The sequence below is a fragment of the Exiguobacterium sp. genome, from assembly GCF_020832205.1.
GTDB lineage: Bacteria > Bacillota > Bacilli > Exiguobacteriales > Exiguobacteriaceae > Exiguobacterium.
In genome coordinates this window covers 18,506-36,746 of the sequence record NZ_JAFIFD010000054.1, presented here as the reverse complement: position 1 = coordinate 36,746, position 18,241 = coordinate 18,506, and the positions used below count along the sequence as shown (strand labels likewise).

16 protein-coding genes are annotated in these 18,241 nt (G+C 52.8%); all 16 read left to right on the top strand.

All coding sequences use genetic code 11. From position 1 onward, the window contains the following. Nucleotides 1–136 precede the first annotated feature (136 nt). The 16 genes from metG to JJU47_RS14165 all read left to right on the top strand — a co-directional run bounded on the left by metG (nucleotide 137) and on the right by JJU47_RS14165 (nucleotide 18,198). Entirely contained in the window at nucleotides 137–2,092 is a 1,956-nt protein-coding gene (metG, locus tag JJU47_RS14240) for a methionine--tRNA ligase (RefSeq protein ID WP_228620669.1), read from the top strand. A 53-nt stretch (nucleotides 2,093–2,145) separates the two neighbouring features. Continuing rightward, nucleotides 2,146–2,913 carry a TatD family hydrolase gene (locus JJU47_RS14235; RefSeq protein WP_228620667.1) on the top strand — a complete coding sequence of 256 codons (768 nt, stop codon included), beginning with the start codon at nucleotides 2,146–2,148 and terminating at the stop codon, nucleotides 2,911–2,913. Then, nucleotides 2,913–4,202, top strand: a complete 1,290-nt coding sequence (locus JJU47_RS14230) for a 3D domain-containing protein (protein ID WP_228620665.1) — start codon at nucleotides 2,913–2,915, stop codon at nucleotides 4,200–4,202. The genes JJU47_RS14235 and JJU47_RS14230 overlap by 1 nt, the downstream gene beginning before the upstream one ends. Continuing rightward, nucleotides 4,195–4,755 carry a ribonuclease M5 gene (rnmV, locus tag JJU47_RS14225; protein WP_228620663.1) on the top strand — a complete coding sequence of 187 codons (561 nt, stop codon included), beginning with the start codon at nucleotides 4,195–4,197 and terminating at the stop codon, nucleotides 4,753–4,755. Before JJU47_RS14230 ends, rnmV begins: the two co-directional genes overlap by 8 nt. Continuing rightward, nucleotides 4,752–5,630: a 16S rRNA (adenine(1518)-N(6)/adenine(1519)-N(6))-dimethyltransferase RsmA gene (gene rsmA / locus JJU47_RS14220; protein ID WP_228620661.1), complete on the top strand. Its 879-nt coding sequence runs from the start codon at nucleotides 4,752–4,754 to the stop codon at nucleotides 5,628–5,630. The genes rnmV and rsmA overlap by 4 nt, the downstream gene beginning before the upstream one ends. Before the next feature lie 83 nt (nucleotides 5,631–5,713). Further along, nucleotides 5,714–5,950, top strand: a complete 237-nt coding sequence (locus tag JJU47_RS14215; protein ID WP_021065751.1) for a Veg family protein — start codon at nucleotides 5,714–5,716, stop codon at nucleotides 5,948–5,950. 100 nt (nucleotides 5,951–6,050) lie between these two features. Next, nucleotides 6,051–6,914, top strand: coding sequence for a 4-(cytidine 5'-diphospho)-2-C-methyl-D-erythritol kinase (gene ispE / locus JJU47_RS14210; RefSeq protein ID WP_228620659.1), 864 nt, complete (start codon nucleotides 6,051–6,053; stop codon nucleotides 6,912–6,914). A gap of 73 nt (nucleotides 6,915–6,987) precedes the next feature. Beyond that, nucleotides 6,988–7,812: a pur operon repressor gene (gene purR, locus JJU47_RS14205; protein ID WP_228620657.1), complete on the top strand. Its 825-nt coding sequence runs from the start codon at nucleotides 6,988–6,990 to the stop codon at nucleotides 7,810–7,812. Between the two features lie 136 nt (nucleotides 7,813–7,948). Beyond that, the gene (spoVG, locus tag JJU47_RS14200; protein WP_228620655.1) at nucleotides 7,949–8,251 is read left to right on the top strand and encodes a septation regulator SpoVG; all 303 of its coding nucleotides are present in this window, start codon (nucleotides 7,949–7,951) and stop codon (nucleotides 8,249–8,251) included. A 183-nt stretch (nucleotides 8,252–8,434) separates the two neighbouring features. Beyond that, nucleotides 8,435–9,790, top strand: coding sequence for a bifunctional UDP-N-acetylglucosamine diphosphorylase/glucosamine-1-phosphate N-acetyltransferase GlmU (gene glmU / locus JJU47_RS14195; protein WP_228620653.1), 1,356 nt, complete (start codon nucleotides 8,435–8,437; stop codon nucleotides 9,788–9,790). A gap of 45 nt (nucleotides 9,791–9,835) precedes the next feature. Further along, entirely contained in the window at nucleotides 9,836–10,792 is a 957-nt protein-coding gene (locus tag JJU47_RS14190) for a ribose-phosphate diphosphokinase (RefSeq protein WP_228620651.1), read from the top strand. Between the two features lie 55 nt (nucleotides 10,793–10,847). Next, entirely contained in the window at nucleotides 10,848–11,405 is a 558-nt protein-coding gene (gene pth, locus JJU47_RS14185) for an aminoacyl-tRNA hydrolase (protein ID WP_228620649.1), read from the top strand. Between the two features lie 45 nt (nucleotides 11,406–11,450). Continuing rightward, a complete protein-coding gene (mfd, locus tag JJU47_RS14180) occupies nucleotides 11,451–14,975 on the top strand; it encodes a transcription-repair coupling factor (RefSeq protein WP_228620647.1) in 3,525 nt (1,174 codons plus the stop codon). Beyond that, on the top strand, nucleotides 14,959–16,512 hold the full coding sequence (locus JJU47_RS14175; RefSeq protein WP_228620645.1) for a polysaccharide biosynthesis protein: 1,554 nt from the start codon (nucleotides 14,959–14,961) through the stop codon (nucleotides 16,510–16,512). The genes mfd and JJU47_RS14175 overlap by 17 nt, the downstream gene beginning before the upstream one ends. A gap of 1 nt (nucleotide 16,513) precedes the next feature. After that, nucleotides 16,514–17,929, top strand: coding sequence for a bifunctional methyltransferase/pyrophosphohydrolase YabN (gene yabN / locus JJU47_RS14170; protein ID WP_228620642.1), 1,416 nt, complete (start codon nucleotides 16,514–16,516; stop codon nucleotides 17,927–17,929). After that, on the top strand, nucleotides 17,926–18,198 hold the full coding sequence (locus JJU47_RS14165) for an RNA-binding S4 domain-containing protein (RefSeq protein ID WP_228620640.1): 273 nt from the start codon (nucleotides 17,926–17,928) through the stop codon (nucleotides 18,196–18,198). The genes yabN and JJU47_RS14165 overlap by 4 nt, the downstream gene beginning before the upstream one ends. Nucleotides 18,199–18,241 lie beyond the last annotated feature (43 nt).

Here is an 18,241-nt window from a genome sequence, read left to right as displayed (position 1 = left end):
AAAGTCACGTTTCAGTTCGCCTGAAACGTGACTTTGTCTCCAATCTGAAAAGAATTTCCAAACAATTGGTTTGGAAATTCTTTTGTCGAACCGTGTATAATGGAAATTGCAAATGTCGAAAGGATGGAGAACAACTATGGCGAAGCCTACTTTTTATATCACCACTCCGATTTATTATCCGAGTGCCAAATTACACATCGGTCACGCATATACGACAGTGGCTGGCGATGCGATTGCCCGCTACAAACGCTTAAAAGGATTCGATGTCCGTTACTTGACGGGAACGGATGAGCACGGCCAAAAAATTCAAGAAAAAGCGAAAGAAGCGGGTGTCACACCGCAAGCGTTCGTTGATGACGTCGTGAAAGACATCAAAGTGCTTTGGGATCGTCTAGAAATCTCATACGATGATTATATTCGCACGACCGAAGATCGCCATAAAGCTGTCGTCGAACACGTTTTCGAGACGCTTCTTAAAAACGGAGATATTTACCTCGGCGAATATGAAGGTTGGTATTCGGTACCGGATGAGACGTATTATACAGAGTCGCAACTTGTCGACGGAAAGAGCCCTGACAGCGGCCACCCAGTCGAGCTCGTCCGGGAAGAATGCTATTTCTTCCGCCTCAGCAAATATGCAGACCGGTTGATCGAGTACTTTGAAGCGCACCCGGACTTCATCTTGCCGGAGTCGCGGAAAACAGAGATGATCAACAACTTCTTGAAACCTGGACTTCAAGATCTGGCTGTGTCTCGAACGACGTTCGATTGGGGTGTACAAGTCCCATCAAATCCGAAACACGTTGTGTACGTGTGGGTGGATGCGTTGACGAACTACATTTCATCACTTGGCTACGGCACGGAAAACGACGAACTATTCAATCGTTACTGGCCGGCTGACGTTCATTTGGTCGGAAAAGAAATCGTACGGTTCCATACTATTATTTGGCCAGCACTGCTCATGGCACTCGATCTTCCGTTGCCGAAGCAAGTGTTCGCCCATGGCTGGTTGCTCATGAAAGACGGTAAAATGTCGAAATCGAAAGGGAACGTCGTCGATCCGATTCCGCTCATCGATCGTTACGGGCTTGACTCGGTCCGCTATTACTTGCTCCGGGAAGTGCCGTTTGGAGCGGACGGGACGTTTACACCGGAAGCGTTCGTCGACCGGTTAAACTTCGACCTTGCGAACGACCTTGGCAATTTGCTTAACCGCACGGTTGCCATGATCAAGAAATACTTCGACGGCAACGTCCCTGCCTATGCGGGCAATGTGACGGCATTCGACGCGGAATTGATTCACGTCGTCGAAGAAACGACGAAGAAGACGGAAGCGGCGATGGAGCATATGGAGTTCTCAGTCGCACTTTCGAGCATTTGGCAACTTGTCAGCCGGGCGAACAAGTATATCGACGAGACGCAGCCGTGGGTACTTGCGAAAGATGAGACGAAACAAACTGAGCTCGCCTCGGTGATGACTCATCTTGCGGGTGTACTTCGCCATGTCGCAGTCATGATTCAACCGTTCATGACGCGGGCGCCAAAAGAAATGTTCCGTCAACTCGGACTTGAAGGGCAAGATATGTCTTGGGAAGCACTCGATACGTTCGCAGCCTTCGACGGAGCGGTCGTCACGGATGGGACACCGATCTTCCCGCGCCGTGACGTAAAAGAGGAAATCGACGCGATTCAAGAGATGATGCGTCAAGCGTCAAAAGCGCGTGTAGAAGAAGAGACGCCGGAAGAAACAAAGGATGAAGATGTTCGTCCTGAAATTACAATCGACGTCTTTGACCAAGTCGAGTTCCGTGTCGGACAAATCGTCGAAGCTGACAAAATTAAAAAAGCGAAGAAGTTGTTAAAACTTCAAGTCGATCTCGGTAACGAGACGCGCCAAATCGTGTCGGGCATCGCCGAATGGTATGCACCGGAAGAGTTGGTCGGCAAAAAAGTCATCGTCGTCGCCAACTTGAAGCCGGTCAAACTTCGTGGCGAGTTGTCTCAAGGAATGATTTTGGCAGCCGATAAAGATGGTAAGTTAGAACTTGCAACCGTATCTGAGAATATGCCGAACGGGGCCATCGTCAAATAAATTTGGGGGAGACTTCGGTCTCCCTCTCTTCGTTTAAACAAGGAGGACGCACCATGCTAATTGATACGCACACCCATATTAATGCTGAGCAATTTAAAGAGGATGTCGACGCGACGATTGAACGGGCACGAGAAGCGGGTGTATCGCCGTTGCTCGTCGTCGGTTTTGATAATGAGACGATTACACGTGCGCTCGAACTCGCTGAAACGTATGACGATATTTACGCGATCGTCGGTTGGCACCCGGTCGATGCGATTGATTGTACACCAGCTGACTTACAACGAATCGAGACGCTCATGGAGCATCCGAAAATGATGGCGCTCGGGGAAATCGGTCTCGATTACCATTGGGACAAATCGCCGAAAGACGTGCAACAACGCCTGTTCCGCCAACAGATTGCCATCGCGAAGCGGACGAATATGCCCATCGTCATTCATAACCGGGAAGCGACAGCCGACGTTCTCGACATTTTGGAAGAAGAGCACGCGGAAGTTGTCGGCGGGGTGTTCCATAGTTACAGCATGTCCGTTGAGCTACTAGAACGCTGTCTGCGCCTAAACTTTTACATCTCGCTCGGTGGACCGGTGACGTTCAAAAATGCCAAAGTGCCGAAAGAAGTGGCGAAGCGCGTCCCGCTCGAACGTCTTCTCGTTGAGACAGATTGTCCGTACTTGACCCCGACTCCTTTCCGCGGCAAACGGAACGAGCCGGCGTACGTGACGTATGTCGCCGAAGAGATCGCGTTGCTCCGTGACATGCCGTTCGAAGACTTGGCTGAAGCGACGACAGCTAACGCCAAGCGTTTGTTCCGTTTGCCGTGATGTTGAAACGGATTACGTTAAGCATCGGCGTCCTCGTCGTGGCGGTGTTCGCCTATGTGATGACCCAACCAGAACCAGTCATCATCATTGACGATGGGATGCGCATCGAACATGAGACGCGGGCCAAATCGGTTCTTGAAGTGCTGGAAGAGACCGGCATTGAAATCGACGAGGCTGATTATGTGACCCCGGCTTTAAGTGCTGAGCTTCCGGTTGAACGCGTCATCCATATCGAACGAGCCAATACGGTGTCGCTTCAAATCGGCTACGGTCAAATCGAGACGATCGAGACACGTGAACGCACGGTACGTGACGTGTTGTTACGTTATGGGGTCGCGGTCCGGGAAGGAGACGATGTCTACCCGGACGTCCGTACCCCGATCACCTCAGGGATGACGATTCGTTATCAGCCGGTGGTTGCCGTGAACGTCATCGTTGAAGACAAAGCGAAGACGATGTACACGATGGCGACGACCGTGGAGCAGGTGTTACGTGAAGCGGGAGTGGACGTGTCGGAACGGGATACGGTAAGTCCAGCGCTCGTCGAGACCGTACGGGAAGGGATGACGATCACGGTCAATACGAGCCGAGACGTCGTCCAATATGAAAATCGTCTCATTCCGTTTGACATCGTCAAAGAAGAAGATGAGACACTCGAAATCGGTCAAACCGCGGTGGCGCAAGTCGGGATTCCTGGACTCGAACGGACGCGGTATGCACTGACGGTCGAAAATGGTACAATTACAAATCGGACCGAAACAGGGATCGAAACGCTTCAAACGGTCCGCCCGCAGATTATAAAAGTGGGAACAAAGCCGGTACCAGAACCGCCGGAGGATCAAACGGCTGAAGCGCCGAAGACGGACAGTCCGTTTCGAGAGGAAGCCGAAATCAAAATCGAGGAGACGCCACGAGCCGAAGACGTGCTTGATTTCTCTTCGGCGAAGCAGCTCCTCGTCGAGGCGACCGCCTATACGAACAACGCGGAAGACACGATCACGTACGATGGCCGTGTGTTGACGCGGAGCGGGTACGATGTGACCGAGACGATCCTTTATGAAGGATTGCGAATCATCGCCGTCGACCCGTCCATCATTCCGCTCGGAACTCGTGTATATGTGGAAGGATTCGGCATGGCGATCGCCCTCGATACCGGAAGTGCCATCAAAGGAAATAAAATTGACATCATGATGGACACGAAGGAAGAAGCGGTCACGTTCGGACGCAAACCGCTCACGATTTGGGTCATCCCGAAGCAAGAAGAGAAAGAAGGAACTGAAGATGCGTGAAAAAATACAAGAAGTGATCGTCGTCGAAGGGCGGGATGATACGACCCGCCTACAGGAAGTGTATGACGTCGATACGATTGAAACGAACGGGTCTGCCGTGTCAAAACAGACGATCGAACGGATCAAACGAGCACAGGAGACGCGAGGCGTCATTATCTTGACCGATCCGGATTATCCGGGTGACCGCATTCGGGCCATCGTCGAGGAACATGTGAAAGGCTGTAAGCACGCTTACTTGCCTCGAGCCGAGGCGAAAGACAAACGCGGAAAGATCGGCGTCGAACATGCCTCGCCGGCAACGATCCGTCGCGTACTCAGTGCGGTATACGAAGATCGCATCGAAGCAGACGTCCCGCTTGTGACTCGTAAAATGGTACTAGAAGCAGACTTGATCGGCGGAGCGGATGCGGCCCAGCGCCGGAAGCGGCTAGGGGTGTTGCTTCGAATCGGTGAACCGAATGCGAAGCAATTTGTAAAACGAGTCGAGGCGATGCGCGTGACGACCGAGGAATGGGAGCAGGCTCTCATCCAGCTAGAGGAGGAAAATCATTGAAAGACATTGCAACAATCCATCGGACGAAAGCCATTCTAGAACGACACGGCTTCTCGTTCAAAAAGTCGCTCGGACAAAACTTTTTGATCGACTTAAATATCTTAAATAAAATCGTCGATGCGGCGGAACTCGGAGAAGCGAGCGGTGTGCTCGAGATTGGTCCTGGCATCGGTTCATTGACCGAACAGTCTGCCAAACGGGCGAAGAAAGTCGTGGCTCTCGAGATCGACCAACGTCTTCTGCCGATCCTTGAAGACACGATGGCACCTTACCCGCACGTTCACGTCGTCCACGGCGATGCGCTCGAGCTCGACATTCAAGAGATCGTGGAACGGGAGTTCTTCAGCGAAGGCATCGAAGACATTTCGGTCGTCGCGAACTTGCCTTATTACGTGACGACGCCAATCATTATGCGTTTGCTCGAGAGTCGCATCAAATTCCGCTCGCTCGTCATGATGATTCAAAAGGAAGTGGCGGAACGAATCGGTGCGAAGCCAGGCACGAAGGCGTACGGTTCATTGTCGATCGCCATTCAGTATTACGCGGAAGCGGACGTCAGCTTCATCGTCCCGAAAAATGTGTTCATGCCTGCCCCAAACGTCGATTCGGCGGTCATCACGCTTCGGATGCGTCCGCGTCCGGCCGTCGATGTAAAAGATGAGGCGTTTTTCTTCGAAATCGCTCGGGCGAGTTTTGCTCAACGCCGAAAGACGATTTTAAACAACTTGACGAACCATCTCGGGAAAGACAAAAAAACGGAAGTGGAACGCTTGCTAAAAGAGGCGGACATCGATCCGAAACGTCGGGGTGAAACGTTGTCGCTTGAGGAGTTTGCGCGTTTAGCCGACACAATTTTACCACTTAAAAATAGTTGACGACCGAAGGGTGAGTCGCTATAATATTTAATCTTTATTTTTATTTTTGAATGTGCTATACTTGTAACAGTGAGGTGAAGCGTATGCCAAAGACGTTACAAGAAATCAGACAGAAACTCGAATCGCATGTTGGAGAACGATTGACGTTGAAAGCAAACGGCGGTCGTAAGAAAGTCGTTACTCGGTTTGGAACGCTCGTTGAGACGTATCCTGCGGTGTTCGTCGTCAAGTTGGATGAAGATCATCATAACGTGGAACGTGTCTCATATAGCTACGCTGATGTCCTAACGGATACAGTTAAAATTGAATTCAGTAATTGATCGATAAATGAGGGGCGGATGCATTGGCAGCTGCTTCTTTTTTTGTGCGCTCGTTTACGGTACAATGGCGAACAGGAGATAAATGGGAAGGGTGAACGATATGCGCACGATTAGTGTGAAAGCGCCGGCAAAAATAAATTTGACGCTCGACGTCCTCGGGAAGCGGACGGACGGCTATCATGAAGTGGAAATGGTAATGACGACGGTGGACTTGTCCGATCGATTGGAAATCACCGTGCTCGAGACGGATGAAATCCGGATTCAGTCCGAGCATGCTTACGTCCCGAACGATCATCGGAACTTGGCGTATCGTGCGGCCGAACTGTTGCGGAAACGCTTCGATATCGCTGAAGGAGTAGACATCGTCCTCGACAAGCAAATTCCGGTTGCGGCCGGACTTGCCGGAGGTTCGAGCGATGCGGCGGCGACGCTGCGCGGGATGAACGAGCTGTTCGAGCTCGGTTTGTCGCTTGAAGAGTTGGCGGAACTAGGTGCCGAAGTCGGTTCGGACGTCTCATTTTGTGTCATGGGCGGGACGGCGATCGCTCGCGGTCGCGGTGAGTTATTGGAGACGATTCCGTCGCCTCCCCCGTGCTACGTCGTACTGGCGAAACCGAAGATCGGCGTCTCGACGGCCGACGTGTATCGGGCGGTGAACATGGAACATATCGTTCATCCGAACACGGCGGCGATGGTCGAAGCGATTCGCGCTCGCGATTTTGGAGCGATTTGTGACAACCTCGGAAATGCCCTTGAGGCGGTCACGCTCGAACTGCATCCGGAAGTTCGTCAAATCAAAGAAACGATGCTCCACTGCGGGGCAGATGGGGTGCTCATGAGCGGAAGCGGACCGACCGTCTTTGCTTTAATCGAACATGAGCAGAAAGCACATCGGGTCTACAATGGGTTGAAAGGTTTTTGCCCAGAAGTGTTCGTCGTTCGGATTCTCGGTAAAAAACATTGAACAAAGACGAATGAGTCTGATATATTCTGTGTAGAACATTCGTCTATTATCGTAAAAGTGAAGGGGAATCCGTATGAAAATCCGTAGAAGTGGTCGTCTCGTCGATATGACCCGTTATTTGCTCGACCATCCACACCAGCTCGTCTCGTTATCGATGTTTTCGAGCCGCTATAAAGCCGCCAAGTCATCGATTAGTGAGGATTTGGTCATCGTAAGCGAGATGCTGGCCCATGATGGGACCGGCAAACTCGTGACTGTTCCTGGAGCGGCTGGAGGCGTCATGTTCATTCCGGGCTGGAGCAAAGAAAAATCGCTCTCGATGATCGATGGATTGTGCGAACAATTGTCGAAACCAGAACGCCTGCTTCCAGGCGGTTACTTATATTTAACTGACGTCCTCGGCAATCCGCGTCAAGTCAAGCCGATGGGCCAAGTGTTTGCCTCGGTGTTCGCCGATCGGAAAGTCGACGTCGTCATGACGATTGCGACGAAAGGGATCCCGCTCGCCTATGCGGTCGCAGAACAGCTCGGTGTCCCGTTCGTCATCGTCCGGTCTGACAGCCGTGTCACCGAAGGATCGACCGTCAGCATCAACTACGTGTCAGGCTCGTCGAAAGCGATTCGTACGATGGCGCTCGCTCGCCGTAGCTTGCCACGCGGTGCCAACGTGTTGTTGATCGATGACTTCATGAAGGCCGGCGGGACGATTCGCGGGATGATGAGTTTATTGAACGAGTTCGAAGCGAACCTCGCTGGCGTCGGTGTGCTCATGGAGGCAGAAGGCGCTGAGAAAAAAATGGTGAGTGAGTATGTGAGTTTGATGAAGTTGACGAACGTCGATTCAGACGAAGGTCTCGTCACGATTTCACGTGGAAACGTCGAACAGTTCTTAAAGTGATTGGCAAAAATTTGATTTCGTTTTATGATGAAAGGGTATATGAGTCATACGGAATCAGTTGCGTTCGTTAGACGGCACCTCAACCTTGAATAAAGGACACCTTGGTATAGACAACGATGAAAAGGGGATGCGAAACATGCAGATCACAGACGTAAAAATTCGCAAAGTGGCAACAGAAGGTAGGATGAAGGCGCTCGCTTCCATCACGCTCGATCACGAGTTCGTCGTGCACGACCTTCGAATCATTGAAGGGAGCACGGGGCTCTTCGTTGCGATGCCGAGTAAACGGACGCCCGAAGGCATATTTCGGGATATCGCGCACCCGATTAACGGCGAGATGCGTCAAAAAGTCGAAGCGGCAGTGTTAGAGGCGTACTCAGAGGTCGATGTCGCGTCGAATGAGACGTCAGAACTGTATAACGAGATCCATGAATCATAATCGGACAGCGGAACGCAAACTCGTTCCGCTGCTTTTTTGCGTGGGATTGGTTACGAATCGCTACAACGGTTGAAACGGGCTCGCCGTTTCGATATAGTAGAAACGGTGTAAATAGGATTTATATGCAGAAAACCCGAACTATAGTACGAAATTACAGTCGATTGAGATAGGAGCGAATCAAGCATGGATCGTTTTGCAGTCATTTTGGCAGCAGGTAAAGGGACGCGTATGAAGTCGAAACTCTATAAAGTGCTTCATCCGGTCCTCGGAAAACCGATGGTCGAGCACGTCGTCGACCAACTCGACAACATCGGGGTCAGTCGTCAAATCGTCATCGTCGGCCATGGGGCTGAAGCGGTACAAGACACACTCGGGTCCCGTGTGGACTATGCGGTCCAAGAAGAGCAACTTGGGACAGGTCATGCCGTCCAAATGGCGGAGTCAGAGCTCGCCGGAAAACAAGGAGCAACACTTGTCGTCTGTGGCGATACGCCACTTTTGACAGCGGAAACACTAGAAGCGTTACTCGCGCACCATGAAGCACAAGACGCGAAAGTAACTGTCCTCACGGCAATCGCCGACGACGCGACAGGATACGGGCGAGTCATCCGCGGTGAAGATGGTAACGTGACGAAAGTCGTCGAGCATAAAGACGCTTCAGAAGCAGAGCTTGCGATTCGTGAAATCAATACCGGAACGTACGTCTTCGACAACGAGTTGTTGTTTGAAGCACTCCGCCAAGTCGGCAACGACAACGCGCAAGGCGAGTACTACTTGCCAGACGTCATCTCGATTGCGAAACAAGCAGGAGAAGTCGTTGCAGCACACACGGCACCAACGTTTGACGAGACGATCGGCGTAAACGACCGCGTCGCTCTCGCGCAAGCCGAGACAATTATGCGCAAGCGCACGAACGAGCGCCTCATGCGTGCAGGTGTGACGTTCATGGACCCGGCATCGACGTATATTTCACCAGATGCGGTCATCGGTTCGGATACAATCGTTTATCCGGGGACGGTCATCCTTGGCAAGACGGTCATCGGGTCGGAATGTGTGATTGGGCCGAACTCCGACATCCGCAACAGCGTCATTGAAGACGGAGCGACGGTACGTCAATCAGTGCTCAGTGACAGCCGTGTCGGGAACGGAGCACAAGTCGGACCGTTCGCGCACCTTCGTCAACAAGCAGTACTCGGCGCCAACACACGCGTCGGTAACTTCGTGGAAATTAAGAAATCGACGTTTGGGGACGGCGCGAAAGCCTCGCACCTCAGTTACATCGGAGACGCTTCGATCGGTGAACGCGTCAACTTGGGCTGCGGGTCGATCACAGTCAACTATGACGGTAAGAACAAGTTCGAAACCGTCGTCGAAGCAGACGCGTTTGTCGGCTGCAACGTCAACTTGATCGCTCCGGTCACAGTCGGAAAAGGCGCGATTGTCGCTGCCGGATCGACGATCACGGACGATGTTCCAGAAGAGGCACTCGCGATCGCACGCGAGCGTCAAACGAATAAAGAAGGTTACACGAAACGATAAGTTGCTGCTAATTATTATGGAAAACGATGGAGGAGAATCCTAAACATGTCTACTGTATATGAACGTGAAATTCGCCTATTCAGCTTAAATTCAAACCGCCCGCTCGCCGAAGAGATTGCCAAGGAAATCGGCATCCCGCTTAGCGATTGCCAAGTGAAGCGGTTTAGCGACGGAGAACTATACATTAACATCGAGGAAAGCGTTCGAGGTGATGACGTGTACATCATCCAATCGACGAGTTCACCAGTCAACGAGACGCTCATGGAGCTACTCGTTATGATTGACGCATTGAAACGGGCATCGGTTCGTACGATCAACATCGTCATGCCGTATTACGGCTACGCACGCCAAGACCGTAAAGCTCGTTCGCGTGAACCGATCACGGCGAAACTCGTGGCTGACCTTCTTACAGTAGCCGGCGCCACACGCGTCATTACAATGGACTTGCACGCCGCGCAAATCCAAGGTTTCTTCAATATTCCAGTAGACCAATTGCTAGGGGTCCCGCTCATCTCGACGTATTTCGAGACAGAGGAGTTCAAAGCGAAAGACATCGTCGTCGTCTCGCCAGATCACGGGGGCGTCACGCGCGCACGGAAACTTGCTGAGCGTTTGAAAGCACCGATCGCGATCATCGACAAGCGTCGTCCTGAAGCGAACGTGGCTGAAGTCATGAACATCGTTGGCAGCGTCGAAGGCAAGACGGCGATTCTCATCGATGACATTATCGACACGGCCGGAACGATCACGCTCGCGGCTGACGCTATCGTCCAGGCGGGTGCGAAAGAAGTGTACGCATCGTGTACACACCCTGTCTTGTCTGGTCCAGCGATGGAACGAATCGACAACTCATCGATCAAAGAACTCGTCGTATTGAATACGATCGATTTGACAGGTCGCGAGTGCTCGAACAAGATCAAGCAAATGTCGGTTGCCCGTTTGCTTGGGGAAGCGATCATGCGTGTCCACGAGCACAAATCGGTGAGCACGTTATTCGATTAAAAAAACGAGGCCCGAAGGCGTCCGCCTTTGGGCTTTTTTGTTCAGGAGGAAACGGATGAAATGTATCGTCGGCCTAGGGAATCCGGGCAAAAAATATGAGATGACCCGTCACAACATCGGTTTTTTGGCAATTGATCGCCTTGCCGAGAAGCACGGGATCAAGTTGGATGAAGCAAAGTTTAAGGCAGTGATAGGAACGGGAAGAATCAATGGAGAACGTGTCGTCCTCGTCAAACCGCTCACGTACATGAATTTGTCGGGTGAAGCGGTCCGGCCGATTATGGACTATTATAAGATCGACATCGACGACTTGCTCGTCATTTATGACGACCTTGATATGGTTCCGGGAAAACTGCGGTTCCGTCCGAAAGGGAGCGCCGGTGGTCATAACGGGATCAAATCGTTAATTCAACATTTAGGAACGCAAGATTTTAAACGGTTGAAACTCGGGATCGGCCGCCCGCCCCATCCGGTCAAAGTCGTCGACTGGGTGCTCATGAACTATCGGAAAGAAGACATGCCTGAACTAAATGATACGCTCGACCAGTCTGTGGCGGCCGCAACAGATTTTGTGGACACAGAATGGATCGCGCTTATGAATCGATATAACTAAAGGGTCGCTGTACCCTTTTTTGTCGTATGAGGTGGAGGAAAACAAATGAACGCACTAGAGAGATTTATGGTGACGCTGCCCGAGACAAAAATTATTCGCGATCGGGTGCCGAAACTCGACCGTCAACTCGTCACCGGATTGACGACGAGTGCCAAAGCGCTCGTATTGGCTGGTTTAGCGAAAGAGTCGTCGCGACGTCTCGTCGTCGTCACACACAACATGTATCAAGCTCAAAAGATGTACGATCAACTCGAGACGCTCATCGGTCCGAGTCAGACACTCCTGTACCCGATCGATGAGACGCTTGCCGGCGAACTGTCGTTGACGTCTAGCCCAGAACTGCTCGCTGCCCGGATCGAGGCGCGGACGCGTCTCCTCAATAAAGAGGGAGGCGTTATCGTCGTGCCGCTCGGCGGATTGCGGCGATTCGTGCCGACCCCGGCCGACTGGCAGGCAAGTCACCACGTCATCAAACCGGGGCAAGAACTGGAGTTGAAGCCGTTCAGCGAAACGCTCGTCTCGCTCGGATATGAACGGACGGCTACGGTAACCGCTCCGGGAGAGTTCTCGGTGCGCGGTAGCATCCTCGATGTATATCCGCTGACGGAAGCACGGCCGTACCGCATCGACTTGTTCGATACAGAAGTCGACTCGGTCTTTACGTTCGACGCTGAGACGCAGCGGTCGCTCGGTGTCGCGAAAGAAGCGGTGATCACGCCGGCGACGGAATTTGTGGCGTCGACGGATGTGCTGAAAAAGGCCGGGGAGGCGCTCCAACGGCAATACGACCGAACACTTTCGCTCATCGAGACAGAGACGATTCGCCAGGCGCTCGAAGAAGGGATCGCGCGTGACATCGAAGTGTTCGGGCGCGGAGACGTCCCGGAGAAGATCGGAAAATATACACCGCTTTTATATAAGTCGACGTTGCTCGATTACGTCGGACCGGACGCGGTGCTCATTTTAGACGAAGTGGCGCGAATCGAGGACGCAGCCGACGTTCAAGACCGGGAGGAGGCGGAATGGTTCTCGTCCCTCATCGAACGCGGGGAGTCGGTCTCGAACTACACGCTCGCCGTCCCGATGCACAAAGTGTTTCGAGACATGAAGCAAGTCGCATTCTCGCTCCTGCCGTCGCGGCGCTCGGGAATCCCGGAGTCCAACACGGTCCACCTTAGCTGTCGGCCACTCCCGGCTTTTCACGGACAGATGCATCTCTTGAAGCAAGAAGTCGAACGGTGGCAACAAAGTGACCATCGCATCGTCTTCCTTGCCGGTGACCGAGAACGAGCGGATAAAGTGGCGGCGCTACTCGAAGATTACGGTGTCCCGTCAACGTTCACGAACGTCGACGGAGACTTGTTGCCTCGCCATGTGCACGTCATGATCGGGCAAATTGAGGGCGGGTTCGAGCTCTCGACGAGCCGTCTCGTCGTCGTTTCGGAAGAAGAGTTGTTCAAACGTGTGGCGAAACGAAAGCGTCAGACGAAGAACTTAACGAACGCCGAACGGATCAAAAGTTATCAGGAACTGAAGCCGAACGACCACGTCGTCCATATCCATCACGGGATCGGAAAATACTTGGGCATCAAAACAATCGAAGTCGGCGGTATCCACCAAGACTACTTGCATCTCGTCTATGCCGGCGACGATGCCCTCTACGTCCCTGTCGATCAAATCGACCTCGTCCAGAAGTACGTCGGGGCCGAAGGGAAAGAACCGAAGATTTATAAACTCGGCGGAACCGAATGGAAGAAAGTGAAGTCGAAAGTCGCGAAATCGGTCGAAGATATTGCCGATGAACTGATCAAGCTATATGCGGCGCGCGAAGCATCAGTCGGATTCGCGTTTCCAACGGACGATGCGGAGATGAGTCAATTTGAATCCTCTTTCCCGTATGCAGAGACAGAAGACCAAGTTCGGTCGATTGCCGAGATCAAAGCGGATATGGAACGCTCACGACCGATGGATCGTTTGCTGTGCGGCGACGTTGGCTACGGGAAGACGGAAGTGGCGATTCGGGCTGCTTTCAAAGCGGTGCTCGCAGGGAAGCAAGTCGCATTCCTCGTTCCGACGACCGTCCTTGCCCAACAACATTATGAGACGATGCTTGAACGGTTCAGTGAATTCCCGATCAACGTCTCTGTCATGAGCCGCTTCCGCTCGAAGAGTGAGATGGCGGCGACGAAAAAAGGATTAAAGGAAGGGACGATTGACGTTGTCGTCGGGACGCATCGCGTCTTGTCGAAAGACGTGACGTTCGCCGACCTCGGTCTCGTCATCATCGATGAAGAACAGCGATTCGGGGTCAAACATAAAGAGCGTCTGAAACAACTGAAGACGAATATCGACGTGTTGACGTTGACGGCGACGCCGATTCCGCGAACGCTTCACATGTCGATGATCGGGATTCGTGATTTGTCTGTCCTTGAGACGCCACCAGAGAACCGTTACCCGGTTCAGACGTACGTCATGGAGTATGACGGCATCGTCCTGCGTGAAGCGCTCGAACGGGAGCTCGCGCGCGGTGGCCAAGCATTCTTCCTCTACAACCGGGTCGAAGGGATTGAGCGGAAAGCCGAAGAGATTCGGGCGCTCTTACCGGAAGCACGGATCGCGACGGCGCACGGACGGATGACCGAGACGGAGCTCGAGAGCCAACTCATCAGCTTTTTAGAAGGAGAGGCTGACGTGCTTGTGTCGACGACGATCATCGAGACGGGCATCGATATTCCGAACGTCAATACGCTCATCGTCCACGATGCAGATAAGATGGGGCTGTCACAGCTGTATCAACTTCGCGGGCGCGTCGGACGTTCGAATCGGATCGCCTATGCCTACTTCACGTATCGGAAAGACAAACGGTTGACAGAAGTGGCGGAGAGTCGTCTGCAAGCAATCAAGGAATTTACCGAGCTCGGGAGCGGATTTAAAATCGCGATGCGCGATTTGTCGATTCGCGGGGCCGGCAACTTGCTCGGCGCACAACAGTCTGGGTTCATCGACTCGGTCGGCTTTGACTTATACTCTCAAATGCTATCGGAAGCAATCGAAGAACGGAAAGACCGGATGCGAGGACAAGCGAAGCAAGTCGTCTTCAAACCAGAAATTTCGTTCCAGGCCGACGCCTATATCCCAGACGACTACTTGTCGGATAGCGAACTGAAAATTGAAATGTATAAACGATTCAAGTACGTCGACACACCGGAAGCGTTATTCGCGCTCCAAGATGAGTTGATTGAACGGTTCGGCGAGTTTCCGGAGCCAGTCGCACTTCTCATTCAGTTGACGCGTCTGCGCATCTACGGAGAAATGGCAAGAGTGGCACGCATCAAACAAGTGCCGGGCCGTGTTGAGATCGTCTTGACGCTCGAATCGACGCAGGCGCTCGATGTTTCGTCCTTTATGGAATGGACGATGCCGCTTGGCCGAAAACTCGGTGTCGGTCAAGACAACGGCGCGCTTAAACTATCGCTCAGCGGCCGAATGCCCGTCGTGGAGTTGTTGAACGATGCTGATGCCGTGCTCGAGGAATTGACGAAGAGGCTGGCGCATGCGTCCGTCCAGTAAGTTTGCGACCGGTGTCGTCTTATTCGCACTCGCAGGTTATTTGACGAAGTTTATAAGTTTCGCCTATCGCGTTCCTTACCAAAACATTGCCGGCGACTTTGGATTGTACGCCTACCAGACGGTGTATCCGTTCGCGGCCATCGTCGCTTCGCTCGGCATGTATGCGATGCCGGTCGTCATCGCGAAAATCGGGGTCGATGCGAACGGACCGAGGCGCAAGCTCGAAGTGCTGTGGGGAAGTTTCTACGTCCTCCTCACGTTGGCCATCACACTTGTCATCGCCATGTGGGGACTCGCCCCGGTAATCGCAGACTGGCTTGGTGACCGCGAACTCGCCCCGACGCTGCGGGTGATTAGCCTCAGCTATTTGCTCATGCCCGCTCTCGCTGTCTTGCGAGGCTCGTTTCAAGCGATTGATGATTTGAAGCCGAGTGCCGCCTCCCAAGTGCTTGAGAACCTCGTCCGTGTCGCCGTGTTGCTCGCCGCGCTCCTCATCGGTGTCCGTGTCGGTCTCGACGCGTATGCGTTAAGTCGCTACGCGTACGGGGCCACGCTCGTCGGCGGGGTTGTCGCGATTGTCGGACTCGGCGTCTGGGCAAAAGGATTCACGTTTCGCTTCGTCCGCGTCCGTCTCTCGACGTTGCGTGCCGTTTTACGCGTCTTGTTGACGACCGGCTTGGCGGTCGGATTCGCCTCGCTCGGCATCTTATGGATGCAACTCGTCGATTCGTTCACAATCGTCAATTTGACGGGCGCCGACTTTGACGCCAAAGTGAGCAAAGGGGTGTTCGACCGAGGCTATCCGCTCGTGCAGTTTGCCATTTTGTTCACGACAGCGCTCGGGATGGCGAACGTGCCAAGTCTTGTCCGTCATTACCGGGCCAATCGCATCGAGGCGACGGCGGTCGGGTTGCGCTCGATGATTCGAGTGACGACGGCAGTCGCTGCCGCCGCCACGGTCGGTTTGATGGGAGTGATGTTCCCGTTGAACGTGGCACTGTTTGAAAACGCAGACGGAACGATTGCCCTTATCCTGCTCTCGACGAGCACGTTTGCGGCATCGCTCGCTGTGGCCAGCATGACGTGTTTACAGGCGATTGATAAAGAACGGACAGCGGCGCTTGGAATGGTGATGGCCATCGTCTTGAAACTGGCCGTCAACTTGTGGCTCGTTCCGCGGTACGGGATTGCAGGAGCGGCGATTGGCACGTCACTCGCCTTTTTAGGGATGGCCGCTTACAACTTCAATCGGCTCGATCAAGTCATCCCGCTCGGTATGCTTCGTCTGAAACATTATGGTGTATTGTTGAAGACGGTTGTACCCATGGGGCTCGTGCTTTTGTTGATGAACATGATTGGGATCGAACGTGTCACCCATCGCCTCGATGCGCTCGTATGGCTAGGTGTCATGATCGTGACAGGCGGCGGCGTGTATGTCTGGAGATTGTGGAAAGAACAAGTATTGACGACGGAAGAATGGGAGATGATTCCGTTCGGTAACCGTTTCATCCATTTGATTGATAAAAAGGAGAACTGATATGAGCTTTGGAATTACGGTCGTCGGACTAGGGTCCGGCGAAATCGAGCAACTTCCGCTCGGTGTGTATCGCCACTTGAAACAGCAGCCGCTCGTCTGGTTGCGTACGAAAGACCATCCTGTCGTCGCTGAACTAGAGGCGGAAGGTGTGCATTTCGAATCGTTTGATTCTGTATATGAATCGTGCGAAACGTTCGAGGCTGTCTACACCCAAATCGTCGAGACGCTCCTTGCTAAAAGCGAAGAACTCGCGATCACATATGCGGTCCCAGGTCATCCGTTCGTTGCCGAACGGACGGTCGAACTGTTAGTAGAGCAAGGCGCGGACGTCACGTTCCTCGGCGGACAGAGTTTTTTGGACGCCATGTTCCAGTCGTTGCGAATCGACCCGATTAACGGGTTTCAATTGCTCGATGCGACCGCTCTTGACATCGAACGGTTACAAGTGACGCAACACGTGCTAGTCGGCCAAGTGTATGACGGCTTCGTGGCCGGTGATGTGAAAGTCCAACTGATGGAACGTTATCCGGACGACCATCAAGTCAAGCTCGTCACGGCTGCCGGGACGAAGCGAGAGAAGATCGTAACAGTGCCGCTTTATGAGATGGACCGGGTCGCGGAAGTGGATAACTTGACGACGCTCTACGTCCCGCCGTTGACAGATGAATCGTATTTGGCACGGGAGTTTGCGACGCTTCGGCAAATTATCGCGACACTTCGGGGGCCGAACGGTTGTCCGTGGTATAAAAAGCAGACACACGAGTCGCTTCGGAAGTATTTACTCGAAGAGGCGTATGAGTTGATTGAGGCGATCGACGCTGAAGACGACGATGCGATGATCGAAGAGCTCGGTGATGTGTTGTTACAAGTCATGCTTCACGCTCAAATCGGTGCCGACGACGGTTACTTTGATATCCGGGATGTCATCGGGTCAATCAGCGAGAAAATGGTGCGCCGTCACCCGCATGTGTTTGGTGACGTGACGGTAAACGACGCGAACGACGTCATTTCAAACTGGAATGCGATTAAACAGACCGAAAAAGGGGAAAAGAAGAAATCGCAGCTAGACGGTGTTCTCATGACGCAACCGGGCTTGATGCGTGCGGAACAACTGCAAAAGAAAGCAGCGACAGTCGGGTTCGAATGGGATGACGTCAGTGGGGCGTTCGAAAAGCTCGAGGAAGAATTACGGGAGTGGAAAGAACGTCCAGAAGACGAGACGGAGCTCGGCGATGTGTTGTTCTCGATCGTCAATGTCGCCCGTTATTATGCGTTGAATGCCGAACAGGCGCTCGAACGAACGAATCAAAAATTCAAGAGACGGTTTGAATATATCGAGGCGAACGGTTCGATTGAGGACATGACGCTCGACCAAATGGACCGGCTCTGGAATGAAGCGAAGGAGCAGGGATTATGAGATTAGACAAGTTTTTAAAAGTGTCGCGTTTGATCAAGCGGCGTACGTTAGCCAAAGAAGTGGCTGACCAAGGGCGCATCCAACTGAACGGACAAGTCGCGAAAGCGAGCACGGACGTCAAAGTCGGGGACGAGCTTCAAATTCGCTTCGGCAATAAACTCGTCACGGTCGTTATCGATTCAATTGCCGAACATGCACGCAAGGAAGACGCGAAGGAAATGTATCGCTTGATCAAAGAAGAAAAGGTGAACAGTGGTACGGAAGCGTAAAAAAAAGGTATACTGGACGTATTAGGACAGGAGGAAGGTGATT